16 protein-coding genes are annotated in these 13,315 nt (G+C 60.3%); 11 read left to right on the top strand and 5 right to left on the bottom strand.

Features of this window, described 5'->3' with window-relative positions:
• Positions 1-39 precede the first annotated feature (39 nt).
• From QEG70_RS14385 to QEG70_RS14365, 5 genes are all read left to right on the top strand, one after another.
• Entirely contained in the window at positions 40-1,059 is a 1,020-nt protein-coding gene (locus QEG70_RS14385; RefSeq protein WP_048851696.1) for a zinc-binding alcohol dehydrogenase family protein, read from the top strand.
• Positions 1,060-1,072: 13 nt separating this feature from the next.
• Entirely contained in the window at positions 1,073-1,459 is a 387-nt protein-coding gene (locus tag QEG70_RS14380) for a nuclear transport factor 2 family protein (protein WP_187293572.1), read from the top strand.
• The gene (locus tag QEG70_RS14375) at positions 1,456-1,890 is read left to right on the top strand and encodes a cupin domain-containing protein (protein WP_048851694.1); all 435 of its coding nucleotides are present in this window, start codon (positions 1,456-1,458) and stop codon (positions 1,888-1,890) included. The genes QEG70_RS14380 and QEG70_RS14375 overlap by 4 nt, the downstream gene beginning before the upstream one ends.
• Positions 1,891-2,411: 521 nt before the next feature.
• On the top strand, positions 2,412-3,092 hold the full coding sequence (locus QEG70_RS14370; RefSeq protein WP_308721278.1) for a hypothetical protein: 681 nt from the start codon (positions 2,412-2,414) through the stop codon (positions 3,090-3,092).
• A 70-nt stretch (positions 3,093-3,162) separates the two neighbouring features.
• Entirely contained in the window at positions 3,163-3,465 is a 303-nt protein-coding gene (locus tag QEG70_RS14365; protein WP_048851693.1) for a hypothetical protein, read from the top strand.
• Between the two features lie 352 nt (positions 3,466-3,817).
• Here the strand turns inward: QEG70_RS14365 and QEG70_RS14360 are convergent, their stop codons facing one another.
• The 5 genes from QEG70_RS14360 to QEG70_RS14340 form a co-directional block, all read right to left on the bottom strand.
• Complete coding sequence (locus QEG70_RS14360) at positions 3,818-4,225, bottom strand: hypothetical protein (RefSeq protein WP_048851692.1); 408 nt, start codon at positions 4,223-4,225, stop codon at positions 3,818-3,820.
• A 13-nt stretch (positions 4,226-4,238) separates the two neighbouring features.
• Positions 4,239-5,051 carry a hypothetical protein gene (locus QEG70_RS14355; protein ID WP_048851691.1) on the bottom strand — a complete coding sequence of 271 codons (813 nt, stop codon included), beginning with the start codon at positions 5,049-5,051 and terminating at the stop codon, positions 4,239-4,241.
• Positions 5,052-5,161: 110 nt separating this feature from the next.
• Entirely contained in the window at positions 5,162-5,656 is a 495-nt protein-coding gene (locus QEG70_RS14350; protein ID WP_048851690.1) for a hypothetical protein, read from the bottom strand.
• On the bottom strand, positions 5,656-6,486 hold the full coding sequence (locus tag QEG70_RS14345; protein ID WP_048851689.1) for a hypothetical protein: 831 nt from the start codon (positions 6,484-6,486) through the stop codon (positions 5,656-5,658). The genes QEG70_RS14350 and QEG70_RS14345 overlap by 1 nt, the downstream gene beginning before the upstream one ends.
• A gap of 3 nt (positions 6,487-6,489) precedes the next feature.
• Positions 6,490-7,065 (bottom strand): hypothetical protein, encoded by a 576-nt coding sequence (locus tag QEG70_RS14340; protein ID WP_048851688.1) that lies wholly within the window; start codon positions 7,063-7,065, stop codon positions 6,490-6,492.
• Between the two features lie 380 nt (positions 7,066-7,445).
• Between QEG70_RS14340 and QEG70_RS14335 the strand changes: the two genes are divergently transcribed.
• The 6 genes from QEG70_RS14335 (at position 7,446) to QEG70_RS14310 (ending at position 13,232) form a co-directional block, all read left to right on the top strand.
• Complete coding sequence (locus tag QEG70_RS14335) at positions 7,446-8,198, top strand: BRO-N domain-containing protein (RefSeq protein ID WP_048851687.1); 753 nt, start codon at positions 7,446-7,448, stop codon at positions 8,196-8,198.
• Between the two features lie 59 nt (positions 8,199-8,257).
• The gene (locus tag QEG70_RS14330) at positions 8,258-8,551 is read left to right on the top strand and encodes an HU family DNA-binding protein (protein ID WP_048851686.1); all 294 of its coding nucleotides are present in this window, start codon (positions 8,258-8,260) and stop codon (positions 8,549-8,551) included.
• Positions 8,552-8,678: 127 nt separating this feature from the next.
• Positions 8,679-8,900, top strand: a complete 222-nt coding sequence (locus tag QEG70_RS14325; protein WP_374762613.1) for a hypothetical protein — start codon at positions 8,679-8,681, stop codon at positions 8,898-8,900.
• Positions 8,900-12,118 carry a MobF family relaxase gene (gene mobF, locus QEG70_RS14320; protein ID WP_308721276.1) on the top strand — a complete coding sequence of 1,073 codons (3,219 nt, stop codon included), beginning with the start codon at positions 8,900-8,902 and terminating at the stop codon, positions 12,116-12,118. The genes QEG70_RS14325 and mobF overlap by 1 nt, the downstream gene beginning before the upstream one ends.
• A 158-nt stretch (positions 12,119-12,276) precedes the next feature.
• Positions 12,277-12,501 (top strand): hypothetical protein, encoded by a 225-nt coding sequence (locus QEG70_RS14315; protein ID WP_159264303.1) that lies wholly within the window; start codon positions 12,277-12,279, stop codon positions 12,499-12,501.
• Between the two features lie 245 nt (positions 12,502-12,746).
• A complete protein-coding gene (locus QEG70_RS14310; protein ID WP_082086051.1) occupies positions 12,747-13,232 on the top strand; it encodes a Ros/MucR family transcriptional regulator in 486 nt (161 codons plus the stop codon).
• Positions 13,233-13,315 lie beyond the last annotated feature (83 nt).

The following is a 13,315-nucleotide window of genomic DNA, read 5'->3' as shown; positions in this document are numbered from 1 at the left end:
TGCTCACTGTTCTCCTTCATCAACACAGGAGCAGACATCATGCGCGCCGTCGGTTACCAGACGCCTCTCCCGATCGACAATCTCGCATCCCTTCAGGACATCGATCTGCCGAAGCCTGTTCCTTCAGGGCGGGATCTCCTGGTGGAAATCAGGGCTGTGTCGGTCAATCCGGTCGATACAAAAGTCCGTCGCAGCGCCACGCCGGACGCGGGTCAGTGGCGGGTTCTGGGTTGGGACGCCGCCGGGATCGTTGTCGGCACCGGACCTGAAGTGACGGATTTTGCCATCGGGGATGAGGTTTTCTACGCTGGCGCGCTCGATCGTCCGGGAACCGATGCCGAATTCCACCTGGTCGACGAGCGGATTGTCGGCCGTAAGCCCCGTTCCCTGAACTGGGCTGAAGCCGCGGCCCTGCCGCTGACAGCGATCACCGCCTGGGAGATGCTGTTCGATCGCCTGGATATCCGTCGGTCAATCCCTGGCGTGAAGCCGGCCGTGCTGATTATCGGGGGTGCGGGCGGCGTCAGCTCCATCGCCATCCAGCTGGCCCGGGTCCTGACCGATGTCACGGTCATCGCCACCGCCTCCCGGCCAGAAACGCGCGATTGGGTAAAATCCCTCGGGGCACATCATGTGGTGGACCACAGCAGGCCTCTTGCCGCGCAGGTCGCGGCCCTTCCGACCGGTGCGCCCGGCTTCGTTTTTTCCACGACGCAGACCGATCGGCATATGCCAGAGATTGTCGCGCTGATCGCGCCCCAGGGGCATTTCGGCCTGATTGACGACCCGGCCGCGCTCGACGCCCTGCCGCTGAAGAAGAAAAGCCTGTCGCTGCACTGGGAGCTGATGTTCACCCGCCCGCTGTTCGGCACAGCCGATATGGGCAGGCAGGGCAAGATTCTCAACGACGTCTCACGCCTCGTGGATGACGGGCGTATCCGCACCACGCTCGGCAGGAACCTCGGCCTGATCACGGCTGCAAACCTGCGGCAGGCTCATGCCCTGATTGAGAGCGGCCAGGCAAAGGGCAAGATCGTGCTCGAAGGTTTTCCTGGCTGAAATGGAGAAGACCATGACTGAATCCGCAAAAGCGCTCGTCGAGACATGGTATGGAACAGGCAATACGGCATTACTTGCCCAGGACATTGTCTGGACTGTGCTGTCAACCTTTCCCGAGGGCGGACGGTATGTCGGCCGCAAGGCTGTGGAAGAGCAGTTCTTCCCCCGGTTGACGGCCCACTTTTCGGAGTATGTGACCCACCCGCACAGCTTCACCGCCGAAGGAAACCTTGTCGCGGTAACGGGGATCTATCGCGTGCGGACGAAACAGGGTCGGCCGGGCGATATCGCCTTCGCGCATTTCTGGACCGTGAGAGACGGCCAGATCTCGGCCCTGCAGCAGGTGGCGGATACGGCGGCTATTCAGGAGCTGCTAGCGGGCGGAGAACAGGCCGCATGATTGATGAAGAACATCTGATGACCCTGAACCGTACCGGTGGACGGTTCGATCTCAACAGGATTGCCGCGGCGTTCCCGGAAACCGCGGATACGATGCTGCTGGATACCTATCTGACCGACAGGCCTGAAGCCAGTATCAGGGTGTTCCGGATCTATCGGGACGTGCCGCCGCATTATCATACCCAGTGTGATGAAGTCCTCCATGTGCTTTCCGGAGAAGGGACATTCTGGATTGATGACCCGGCTGAGGAAGCGCCGTTTGTTCCCGGGCACCTGCTGGTCTTTCCGCGGCGTGCGGTGCATGCGGTGCCGCGTATCCTGCGTGATCCTGTCACTTTTCTTGCCATCGACACACCGCGCCGGGCACCGGATGACGTGGTGTTCGTCAATCCTGCCGAAGGCACGCCTTCCGGCTTCATCAAGAGTATCTGAAGTCATGTCGCGGGTCACAGATGAACTGGATCTGTGTCCCTGCAGCGCATGCCCGCAAAACGCGGCGTAAGTCCTGGGCGTCTGGTTATAGCCGCCTCTCCCGGAAGGCCCGGTTCGGGAAACATCTCTGTTCAACAGGAAAAAAAGAAAATCAGGGCGGCCCCTTCGGGGTTCTCTCACTCTGGTTCGCTAAGCGGCTGCGCCGCTAACCTCACTGGAGCCCCCTGCGGGGTCTCCACGCTTTCGCGCAACGGTTCGACCGCTCGCCCTGGGGTTCTTCAGGATCAATACTTATGCAATACATAATAATACTGCGATTAATAAAATGGGCATAAGGAAATAAATGGAATAAAAACAGTAGTAAACTAATGTTTACTTCTAATATATTGTCTTTTTTATTGAATTTATATTCTGTTCGTACTATTCTTTATTTGTGGGGAGGGAAATGGTTCCCGCCACAGACGCCCCGCCCGGTGCTGGAACACCGGACAGGGCTGACGCCAGACAGAAAGGCTAGTTTCATGTCCAACGCTACCAACACAATGACCGCCGCCCTTGCTTCCGCGCAAGAGAAGAAAGCCGCCAGCAAGGCAAAATCGGGCCAGAAGGCCCCCGCTGCCCGCCGCTTCGAGGAAGCGGCCCGGCGCGCGCCTGTCATCACCATCGAGGCCGCCGAAGCCCTGATCCCCGTTCCCGACCAGATCACCAAGATCGTTTCCCATTTCGGTCTTGAGGACTTCGACGCCGACGCCCTCGCGGAAACGGCTCGGCAGGCTTTTACCGTCATCGCCCGCAGCCTCTCGCCCGTGCTGGTCGTGACCACATGGAATGGGGAGCAGAACGACAAGGGGCTGGAAATGCACCTCCAGCGCATGGCTGGCGCCGCTGTCGCGTCCGCCTTCGGGGCCGCCCAGTTCTATGACGCCAAGCGCGCGCAGGCCCGCGAACTGTCCTCACAGTTCAACGAGTATCGCGAAGAGGACCGGCTGGGCGTCGACGGGCTGGAAAACAGGGCGGCCAACGCCCGCCGCTTCGCAGCCGAGCAGGGGATCAAGGCCGCCGCTCTGGTCGCGTCCGCCCGCGGGGTCCTTGCGGCCTACGAGGACATGATTGGCACTCCGTGGAAGCCCTACACGGCCAGCAACGCCCGAACCATCGACCAGCGGGCCGCAGCTGCCGAGATGGACGCCCTCGGCTTCTGACCGACCCGGCCGGACCCACGGCGGGTCCGGCCACCCACGGCAAGGTACCTTTCCGCAAGGATCGACCCGCATGAGCGAATATGAATCCATGGCAGACCGCGACGAAGCCCTTGCGCTTTCGCGTGCTGCGCCCCACCACGCATGGGTCCTGACGGACCGGGACGTCTGGCATCGCAATCCTTTTTATCATGGCCCGGAAATGCCGCATCCCGAAGATGACGGCGCCCATGACTTTATTGCCGACCACGGCATCGACGCATGGCGGGAGGCGACCACGGCCGCAAGGGCCGCAGCCATCGCCGCAGCCGAAGCGAAAGCGCGCGAGATCGCGGACGCCCCCGACCCCTGGTGGCCCGACGATCCAACGGCTTGAGAGACCACGCCGCAGGAGCCCGGAAACCGGGTTCCTGCTTCTGGTGTCCGGGGTCGCCATCGTGTTTGCAAAAAAATGCCCTGAAACCAGCATGTCGCCGCGAGGCACCCGCCTCAAGCCCGCTGCGCGCCGCGCTTCGCGCGGTGAGGACACGCCCCTTTCAGTGAACAGGGCCGCCCGGATCGCAGGGCGGTGCCCCGCGCTCCGGGCAACCCGGTCCACCTCAGGGGCATGCCCTCAGGCTTGACCCGGGCACCTCGCGGTCCTCCCGGCGGGCAGCGGCCTTCCCTGATCCGCTCCCGGGGAAAACAATGTAGGCCATGCAGCATGCCGGACTGTGGAGATGACAAACCTACTGTGTCGCCCTGCCGAACACGAAGCCAAGCTTGCCGTCATTCATGACATAGGGCGTGCAGGTCATGCCGGGATGGACCGCGTCGTAGGGTTTCAGCCATCTTGTCGAGACCCAGCCGGGACGCAATGCGAGATTCATGCTCCGGACGTAGCCGTTCGTAGGCGGTGCGTTCGTGGCGACCGGGAGTACCGCTAGCGCGGGAGCAATGCTTGGGGCATCGTCCCGCGGTTCGCTCTGCAGCGGGATCGGATGCCTGAAATCCATCATAATCCGCTCCGGTGCATCAAGGGCCATGCATCTGTACCCGTCGAGCGCACGGACCGGGGTTCTGTGCAGCGCGAAAGCCGGGTGGCTTAGGCTGCAGGTGAGGGCCGCAAGGATCGCGGCCCGGTGGGAAAACCTCATGCTGGACTCCTCGTCAGCCGGTCAGGATCGAACTGGACGCGGCACTGCCCATTTTTGCTGCGACCGCCGCGCGCCATTGGCCGACCGTGGTGGTTGAACTGATATTGTTCCCCGACATCGCCGTGCTCGATATGTAGGACGACATGAGGCTGCTGTCGTCGGCCGTCGCGATTTCAGCGCCCGCGCTCGGGCCAAAGTTATAATAGGCCCGGGCATCAAGGGCTGTCGGGTTGCTGATGCCGCTGTGCTGCAGACTGGTCGCGGCATCCTTGAGATACTGCGCTGCAGCTACCGCTTGTGTTGCCGGGTCCTGCTGGCCCGCCGTGCCGCTGGTGATGGATGAGGCCAGCGAGGGGTCTGCTGCCAGTGCCTCTCCAAGGGTCTGGCTGTAGGTCCCGTTGCTCATCTGGAACGCGCCGGTGATCGTACTGCCGTTTCCGGCCGTGTAGAGGTTCTGGCAGCCGGATTCCACCACGCAGGTCGCTGCCAGCGCTGATGGATTGACGCCCAGCGCCTCGGCGTTCTGGGCTGCCGCATAGCCCCAGGACTGCTGGTATAGGGTCTCGAGCGCATCGCTGTCGGACGTGCCTGCTGTCGTTGGCTGGGTGACGGCGCCGCTTCCGCTGGTGGTCTGGGCTGTCCCCGTCGTGTCCGGGGTCCAGCCACCGAGCCCCGGTTCCTGATAGGTTGCGTTGACATGTGTCGGGAGCCCGCCCGGCACGTTTACTGTCTGTGCGTGCCCGATCGGCGGAACGAGGAGGCCGCACGTTACGAGGACCACGGTCGCTTGCGCCGTGCGGCAGCATGGAAAGGGGAGCCGGATCACCTTGGCCTCCTGTTGCGAGGCGGACAGGATCGGCCAGCATCATGCGACCTGTGTCAGTACTTAGTACGGCGTTTCGGTTCCGGTTCTGAACGTGTCCGTCGTGGACACGCTCAGGGCATTCGCCCGAGCGCAAATCCTGCTATCAGGACGATGGAACTGTAGCCTAGGATCCGAAAGGCCGTCTGCAGGTTGTACCGTCTGGTCATGGCCGTGGCCTGGCTCTCGATGGCACCCCTCAATCCTTTCGTCATATCCGCGGTGATCGCGAGGAGTTTCTTCTCGACCAGTTTTTCGTTGATGGTGCGCAGCGTGTGCACCGCTTCAATGCCGTCCCTGAGGTGACTGCGGATGGCGATCGTGTCCTGCGCCAGGGTTTCGCGCTGCTGTTCGGCCACCAGCCTGCTCTCGGCAACGGAGCGGATGGAGGCGCGCCTGGCTTCAATGCAGAGGGTGCCGATCTGGTCTATCGCTGCGACCAGTGCTGAAAGCACTTCGACTTCGGGCGCGATCGGACGCTCGACCCACTGGGCGGCGACCCGGCGCAGGTTCTCCATTCGGACCGCGAATTCACGGTCTGCCGCCTCGATGTCGCCTTGGGCTGCCATCAGACATTCTCCATCACCACGTCGGGCAATCCCTTCGGCATCCGGGGCAGATAGTCCGCTCCGAGGTCGCGCAGGAAGAGGGGCACGTCCCGTTTGAGCCAGCGATTGACCCGTAGCCTGTCGAATACCGAGCTTTTCGGCTGTCCGGGAACCGGCTTGTTCGCAGCAAAATCCATGAACGACTGCCCACGATCCGCGATTTTCTTCAGCCCGTTGATCGCGGGGAACACACCGTGCGCGGCGCCTCGGTCCAGAGCGTTGAGCACCGCTTCGTTTTCGAGGATCTGGCTGACCGCCTGAGGTGTATCGATACCGACGGGAAGCAGGCCTTCATTTATGACAATAGCCGTGCGGGGCGGCAGGAATCCGTGCTGCTCCTGAAGGTCCTGCAGATAGTCGATGTCCGCATTCTCCATGCCGATCATGAAGATCGTCACAAGCGAGATCCCGAGCTCGTCCAGCGCCGCGACAAGGGGAGATGAGCGGATCAGTTCGTGCATCGCAGTCCATCCTCCCCCGATGTCGAGGATCGCATCATGGCGGGATTCAACCAGCTTCTCGATCTGCCCTTCGAGCCAGGCAGCCTGCCCGGTCGGGGACATGCTGTCCGCTTCCAGAACCTGCGGACCAAGCGATGAAAGCGTATGCGAGCGGTTCATGGAATCCGTGTTCCAGATCTCCGGTCTGCCTCCCTGCTGGGCCGTGATCTCGGCCAGCGATTTGAGGAATGTCGTCTTTCCCACCCGCTGGCGCCCGATGGCTACGAGCAGTGTCGGGCGTGTCACCAGCTCCGTTGGGTCTGCGGCGTCTGTGATCGTGGCGGATGCCATGCCTTACTCCCGATGAAAACCGGGCTCCTTTCGCTTCAGCCGCGCAAGAAGATCCCGCTTGATGGCCTCGGCCCGGGCGCGACCAATGGGGAAGTTCTTCTCCCCGGTTGTCTCGCTGTCCGAGCACACTGGCACTGTCGCAGGCAATGATGCGACCTGTGCGTTTTCTTCGGCGGGCACTATTTGTGCGGGAACGCCAGTTCCATCGGGCGCGCAGCTTACGCGACCGTCATCGACAACAGCGGGCCTCCAGCCGCGAGGGAAGCGGCTGGGTTGCATGGCGCTTTCGGTGTCAGGAGATTGTGGAACCTGTTCAGCTTCCGGATGCATGCGGCGGGTGCCGGCCATACGGCGCCAATAGCGCTCCATACGCTTCATCGCTTCCTTTTCGTCCGGAAGGTCAAGGCCATCTTCTCGGGCTGCGGCAACATAGGGAGCCCAGGAATCCCCTTTTGATCGCAGTGCGCTTATGTCCTCGCAGTTGGTGAGCAGCCACCGATAGAGAGGTGTCGCACTGTCTCGGGCTCTATGGTTCTCAATGAGCGATTTCAGCCGTTCCTTGCCGAACCTGCCTGTCATGATTCATCCCCTCCTGCATCATCATACCTGGGGCGCAACTTCGTCAGCATGCAGATTCTCACATGTGATCTGCGCGCGCATACTCATGAACGACCCATATCCCTACCCTTGACGCACGGACGGAACGACTGTTTCACGACCCAACGACTACCCTTACGACGACCCATTGACATACCCGAGGCCGACATTGCGCCTACCCATAAATAGCGGGTCCTCATACACCATTGCACCGTTGGTGCGGGCGGCTTCGCCGCCAGGAGCGGGGGAGTTGGAAAGGGTATAAGCAATGCTTAGACCCTTCCGGATGCCGCTGAGCCCATTTTAACAAGAGGTCGCATGTTCCCCGCGCACAATCTCCTTAGGAAAAGGGGAGATATGAGATGCGAGATACCATCCCTAACAGGCCGCGAGTCAGGAAGCCGGTCAGTGATCCGGTTCAACCTATTCTGCATAAAAGCGAACGAGACTATCTGACATTTGAAGACACCCGGATCTCAGTTCAGGAAGTCACCGGAAGGCGATGGATCTCGGCGCGGGAGATTTGCTCCATATTGGGCCTCAGCAATCCTTCTGCGACGGTCAAACGGCTTGATGATGATGAATATTGCCGTATTGGCGTGGTGACGGCAGGCGGGACGCAGGAACAGCTCTTCGTCAGTGAAAGCGGAGCCAATCACCTGACGTTCATTTCTCGAAAGCCTGTTGCCAAACGGGTTCGGCGCTGGATTACCGGAGAGGTGATGCCACAGATCAGTCGAACCGGTGCCTATATCCCCGGCGGATGCCCCGGAAGTGCCGTGCAACTTACAGTCACCAGCAGTCAGATGGATCTTCTCAGGCGTCTTTCGCGGCCTGGTCCTCACATGGTTTTTGTGATGCCGGGACAGGAGCCATACATTGAGGAGGTTGATCCTCATCAGTTCATTCGCGATCTGGATCGTCACGACGTGGAGGGGCTGGTTCACGCCATGAACCTGATCGGGTCGGTCTGGAGCGTATGCTGCAAAATCGACGGGGCGATGTATTGCTCCGCCGTCTTGCAGAGTGGTATCGGTCGCCAGCTTGATGACGCCATTCGCATCGGGGTGGACCTGTCCCGCAGCGTCATCGTGCCTACCCGAGAGAAATCATAAAGCCGCCACGGTTGTGATTCGATCTTTCCGTGTCACCTTAATTGAAAGAGACAGCGTTGATGAAAAGTACCGATCTGATTGACCGTATCGCCGAAGCCACGGGCGGCACGAAGGCCGATGCGAAGACCGCTCTTGAGACCGTCCTGGCCTCTATCGTTCAGGCTGCAGAGGTCGGCGATGAGGTATCGCTGCCTGGCTTTGGCAAGTTTACCGTCCGGCATACCGCTGCCCGCATGGGTCGCAATCCGGCGACCGGTGCTGAGATGCAGATTCCGGCCTCGCGCAAGCTGGTTTTTGCGCCGGCCAAGGCGGTCAAGGACCAGCTCACCGGGGCTAACCAGAAGAAGGTCTGAACGGTTGCATGATTCCGCGTCACGCTTCCCGTGTTTCTGACACGGGGGGGTGACGATGATGAGCGAGTCAGTCGGAAAACCTAACACGACCGCAAGTTGGGACGACGATATCCGGGAACGGCTTCGAATGATCGAAGACAAGCTGTCCCTGATCATTGAAATTCTCGCCCCGAAGGAATCTGATGGTCCGACACTTGATGAGATCCTCGGCCGACTGGTGACACTTGTCGCCGCGCAGGGCCCTGTTCTCAGGCATATTGACGCCACAACCTGCAGAACCCTCGATATTCAGGAGGGCCGGGCGCCCCTCACCTCTCGACCCGAGGAAAAGGACGGAACGGGTGTCTGATGATGACGTTCCGGAAAATCTCGGCTGAGAGTAGTGGTCGCCTGATCACTGCCTATTTCACGCAGGAGCTGCCAGAGCCAGAGCACGATTTCCGTACCCGGCCCGGAAAAGTGCCCGACGCGGATGGTGGCCGACTGACCAGCTATTACACCGGTCGCGATGGGCGGGCCTCGTGGCGACCGGACATGCGACCCGAGATTGCAGCGGCTCTTGGCATTGATCCGAAGACACCACCTAAGAACGCGCAACTCAATCGCCTGTTTGAAGCAAAGAGGGCCGATAATGGCGATGACTGGTCAAGGAATGCCCGCAAGATCAGTGCCTATGATCTGACCCTGGCGCCACACAAATCAGTTACGCTTGCGGCCGAGTTTGCGCCGACCGAGGCCGAGAGGGCAGCCATCTGGCACGCCATTGATCGGGCAAACGACGCCACCATGCTCTATGTCGCGCGGGAAATCGGCTTCGCGCGGCGCGGTCATGGGGGCGAAGACGGTGCCAACCCGGGCGAGGTCGCCTGGGTGTCATTCCGGCATGATACCGCGCGCCCGACGGTCGAGGCGCGTGACGCGGGGACAGGTCAGACCTATCTGATCGATACGCCAGCAGGCGGCGATCCCCATGCCCATATCCATAATGCCCTGTTCAATGTCGTGGTTACGGAAGAGGGACATGTGGGTTCACTCGACACGAAGCGGCTGCGATCGCGCGTTCACGAATTTGGAGCATATTTCCAGGCACAGCTCGCCGATGAACTGCGCCGGATCGGCATCGCCCAGCAATACGATGCGAGTGAACAGGCGACGGTCATCTCGGCCGTGCCGCAGGATATATCGGATTTCTTCAGCAAGGGACGACGCAACGTCATCAGGGCGGCCAAGGAGTATGCCGCGGCGGAAGGAGCGGACTGGGCGCATATGCCGATCGAACGCAAGCGCCGCATCCTGTCCATGGCCGGCCTGGCAGCCCGGCTCGACAAGGACAAAGGTACGAGTGACCATGAGATATGGCACGAGCAGGCCAGGCGTCTTGGCTGGGAGAAAAAAAGTCTGCTTGGCACGCCAGTAGCGCCCGTGGGCGCCAGGGAACAACGATACGATATTGCCTACCGTTTCGCTGCGCGCCATCTCGCGAGGGAGTTTGAAACAGCCGCCGTGATCGATCACGACAAGCTCAGAACGTATGCGGCCCGGGGCCTGATCGGCACCGGCATCGAGGGTGGCGTGAAGGACATTGATCATGTCGTGGCCCTTATTGAACAGCGTGGTCTTGAACTCGGCGGGGAACGGGTCTCGCTGATTCAGGAGATGCGTGGCGACAGGCTGAGGGTGACGAATTCCGCGCAGATCGCCATTGAGGAGGACCTCGCGATTCAGGCGGCTCGTGCTTCAGGAGACCGGAGCGGGGCGCTGTCGGACCGCCAGATCACGGAAGCGATCGGACGATCACCCCTCGACTTCGCAAGCGAGCATGGAAAGACCCAGAAGGCTGCGATCTACGCTCTTGGCCGGGGCGGTGCGCTCTCCATGCTCACCGGCGTCGCGGGTTCCGGGAAGACGGCCCTGCTGTCTCCGCTGGTTGATGCGTGGAAACATGATACGCGTTATGACACGAATGGTCGCAGGGTTATCGGGATTGCCAATGCCTGGCGCCAGGCGGACGCATTACGTGAGGCCGGCATCTTTGACACAAGCGCGATGCTGCCCTTTTTGGCGCGGCTGGAGCGCGGTGACGTTGATGTGGACCAGAATACGGTGCTGGTGATTGACGAGGTCGGTCAGGTCGGCCCGCGCCAGATGCTTCGCCTGTTACAGTTGCAGCGCGATACCGGTTGCACGATCAAGGCGCTGGGTGACCACGAGCAGGCGCAGAATATCGAGGCAGGGGACGCCATCGAGATGCTGCGCCGGGTCCTGGATCCGGAAGATATGCCTGAGCTTCTGTCCAGTGTCCGGCAGGTATCTGCAAGAAATCGCCAGATTGCTGATCTGTTTCGTGGCGCAGAGCCGGAAGAGAGCGATCTGGAATCCCACGAGTTCAAGGGGGCTGCGGCCAACGCGCATACCGACGAGGAAAATGATGACGACGTCCGTAACAGGTTCCATCTGAAGGAAGTCCGGGACGCGATTGATATGAAACGGGCGGATGGAACGATCCGTCTGGTCGGCGGCGACCATGAGGAAGTCCTGCAGGATATTGCCCGGCTGTATGTGACGCGTCGCGATGCCCTGGCCGCCGAGGGTGCCGGCCTGCGGCGTGGTCGGACCAAGACGATCAGCATGTCGGCACTGACCAATCAGGATGCTGCCGATCTGAGTCGGGCAGTCCGTACAATCCTGCAGGAGCGCGGCGAGATCTCGACGCATGAAATCACCGTGCAGGCTATTGATCAGCGCGGCGAAACCTATGATCTTGCGATCGCTATGGGCGACCGGCTTCGGCTGTATCGTCGGACATGGGGCAGTGTGGATGGAAAGGGCGCCACAGTCGGAAATAACGGTGATGTGGTGGAGGTTCTGGCCCATGGCGATGCGGGGCTTCGCGTTCGCACGAAGGACGGGCTTGTTGCCGATGTCGAATGGCGGCGGTTTCGTGATGTGAAGACTGGTCGGGTACTGCTCGGGTTCGGACATGCCATGACGATTGATGCGGCACAGGGGCTTACTTCCGATGAGCATATCAATGCCCTGCCGCGAGGCGTCGAACTGGCGACGGGATTTACCTCATACGTCGCGGAAAGCCGGGCGCGTGGAACCACATGGACCATGATCTCCGATGGCGCGACGTTTGAGGCGGTCCGGAACCAGAGGCCGCTCGGGGATACCACGCCCATCACCAGTGACGATCTGTGGAACCACGTGGCAAAGAAAATGGCGCATAAACCCTATAAATCATTGGGCACGGATCTGGTTGCCCGAACCCGCAAGGCCCGGGATGCGAGGATCCGCGAACTGATCGCGCTTGGACGCACGCAGGAGACACTGATGAAGTCAGGTCGCCCATACGGAAGGGAGATTATTCTGGAAACTCAGGCGCGGCAGGCCGAGCGCTTGCATAAGGCGCGTCTGGCCGAGATCGACGCCAGACTGGAGGTCATGATCAGGAACGCACCAGCGGTCATGACGGGTGCAGAGCAGACGCTTCGGAACCAACGGGCCGCTCAGGTGCTGGGCAGGCGTCCCCCTGTGCCATCTGCGTCGCCAGGCGCCGCCAGCTAGAGCGGTCCGGCTTTCTGCTGTTCTCACCCGTATCTGGATCCCGCTGACAGTGTGCCATACCGCGACAACGTCTCAGATCTGACGCACGCTTTGGTCATTTGCGCAACGAAGTCGGATGCGTACCGTTAGGCAGGCGGGGAGCAGCAGATAACAGGCCAATGATGGACGATGTGTCTTTCCGGGGAGATCCTGATCCGTTCGACTGTTGGTTGAAGAACGAATTGCGTGCGCGGTTCAATGATGTTGTGCGTGAACCGATCCCTGAAAGTCTGCTGCGCATTATTGGCGCGACTGAAGCTTCCGGGCATGTTCACGCCTCAAGACCTTCCTGGACCGAGGAGGAAGCTGTGTCTGAGTGTTCTGCTGACACCGGCTCCAGATAATTTCGTATCGCAGATATGGCGTCTTGATGCTGGGCGGGAAACGGGTAATAGGATTGCTGTATAAAGAAAGAAGTGTTGACGGTCAGATAAAATACAGATGAGCAGGCGAAGGATCCTATTGGATATTTGCTCAAGAGCATACCTGTTTTGCAATCTGCCAAATCCTCGAAAACGTCGAGGACTATTCCCAGTAGCGGTGTTATATACAGGGCCAGAGTTTTTTTCGTCTGTTGAGGTGATGGACAATGCCCGAAGAACAACAAAGACAGCTGGCGCTGACCGTGGAAATCATAACTGCTTATGTATCGGAAAATAAAATATCGCCGGACGAACTTATCAGGCTGATTGGGACTGTTTACAATTCATTGTCCGTCCCGACTGCTTCGGGCGTAAAAGAACAGATACCTGCCGTTCCCATCAAGCGGTCCGTATTTCCGGATTATATCATATGTCTTGAAGATGGGAAAAAGCTGAAAATGCTCAAACGGCATCTGCAGGCATCCTATGGCATGACGCCTGAAGAATATCGGCGGAAATGGGGACTTCCGTCTCATTACCCGATGGTCGCCCCCAATTACACAGCACGCCGATCGGAACTTGCAAGAGAGATTGGGCTGGGGCGGGATATAATGTCCACTGCCACCAAATCTGGTGATGAGGGCGCGACAGAACCTGCATTGTCTGACAGGCCGCAAGGACGTCGCCGGGGTAGAAAGAAGGCCATCCACTAAAAGGGGAACGCGCCGCCGGACCGGGCGGCGCGGCGATCTCTTGGCTCAGGAACGCAGCAATATGCGAAGGCAGAACTTCTTCG

The sequence above is a fragment of the Komagataeibacter xylinus genome, assembly GCF_031081985.1.
Classification (GTDB): domain Bacteria; phylum Pseudomonadota; class Alphaproteobacteria; order Acetobacterales; family Acetobacteraceae; genus Komagataeibacter; species Komagataeibacter xylinus_E.
Note: the sequence above shows the minus strand (reverse complement) of the source record. Positions and strands in the feature narration are given on the sequence as shown.

Excerpts from the sequence above, each read along its gene's own strand:
- QEG70_RS14385 (WP_048851696.1), top strand. The coding sequence starts at position 40 with ATGCGCGCCGTCGGTTACCAGACGCCTCTCCCGATCGACAATCTCGCA.
- QEG70_RS14380 (WP_187293572.1), top strand. The coding sequence starts at position 1,073 with ATGACTGAATCCGCAAAAGCGCTCGTCGAGACATGGTATGGAACAGGC.
- QEG70_RS14375 (WP_048851694.1), top strand. The coding sequence starts at position 1,456 with ATGATTGATGAAGAACATCTGATGACCCTGAACCGTACCGGTGGACGG.
- QEG70_RS14370 (WP_308721278.1), top strand. The coding sequence starts at position 2,412 with ATGTCCAACGCTACCAACACAATGACCGCCGCCCTTGCTTCCGCGCAA.
- QEG70_RS14365 (WP_048851693.1), top strand. The coding sequence starts at position 3,163 with ATGAGCGAATATGAATCCATGGCAGACCGCGACGAAGCCCTTGCGCTT.
- QEG70_RS14360 (WP_048851692.1), bottom strand. The coding sequence starts at position 4,225 with ATGAGGTTTTCCCACCGGGCCGCGATCCTTGCGGCCCTCACCTGCAGC.
- QEG70_RS14350 (WP_048851690.1), bottom strand. The coding sequence starts at position 5,656 with ATGGCAGCCCAAGGCGACATCGAGGCGGCAGACCGTGAATTCGCGGTC.
- QEG70_RS14345 (WP_048851689.1), bottom strand. The coding sequence starts at position 6,486 with ATGGCATCCGCCACGATCACAGACGCCGCAGACCCAACGGAGCTGGTG.
- QEG70_RS14340 (WP_048851688.1), bottom strand. The coding sequence starts at position 7,065 with ATGACAGGCAGGTTCGGCAAGGAACGGCTGAAATCGCTCATTGAGAAC.
- QEG70_RS14335 (WP_048851687.1), top strand. The coding sequence starts at position 7,446 with ATGCGAGATACCATCCCTAACAGGCCGCGAGTCAGGAAGCCGGTCAGT.
- QEG70_RS14330 (WP_048851686.1), top strand. The coding sequence starts at position 8,258 with ATGAAAAGTACCGATCTGATTGACCGTATCGCCGAAGCCACGGGCGGC.
- QEG70_RS14325 (WP_374762613.1), top strand. The coding sequence starts at position 8,679 with ATGATCGAAGACAAGCTGTCCCTGATCATTGAAATTCTCGCCCCGAAG.
- mobF (WP_308721276.1), top strand. The coding sequence starts at position 8,900 with ATGATGACGTTCCGGAAAATCTCGGCTGAGAGTAGTGGTCGCCTGATC.
- QEG70_RS14315 (WP_159264303.1), top strand. The coding sequence starts at position 12,277 with ATGATGGACGATGTGTCTTTCCGGGGAGATCCTGATCCGTTCGACTGT.
- QEG70_RS14310 (WP_082086051.1), top strand. The coding sequence starts at position 12,747 with ATGCCCGAAGAACAACAAAGACAGCTGGCGCTGACCGTGGAAATCATA.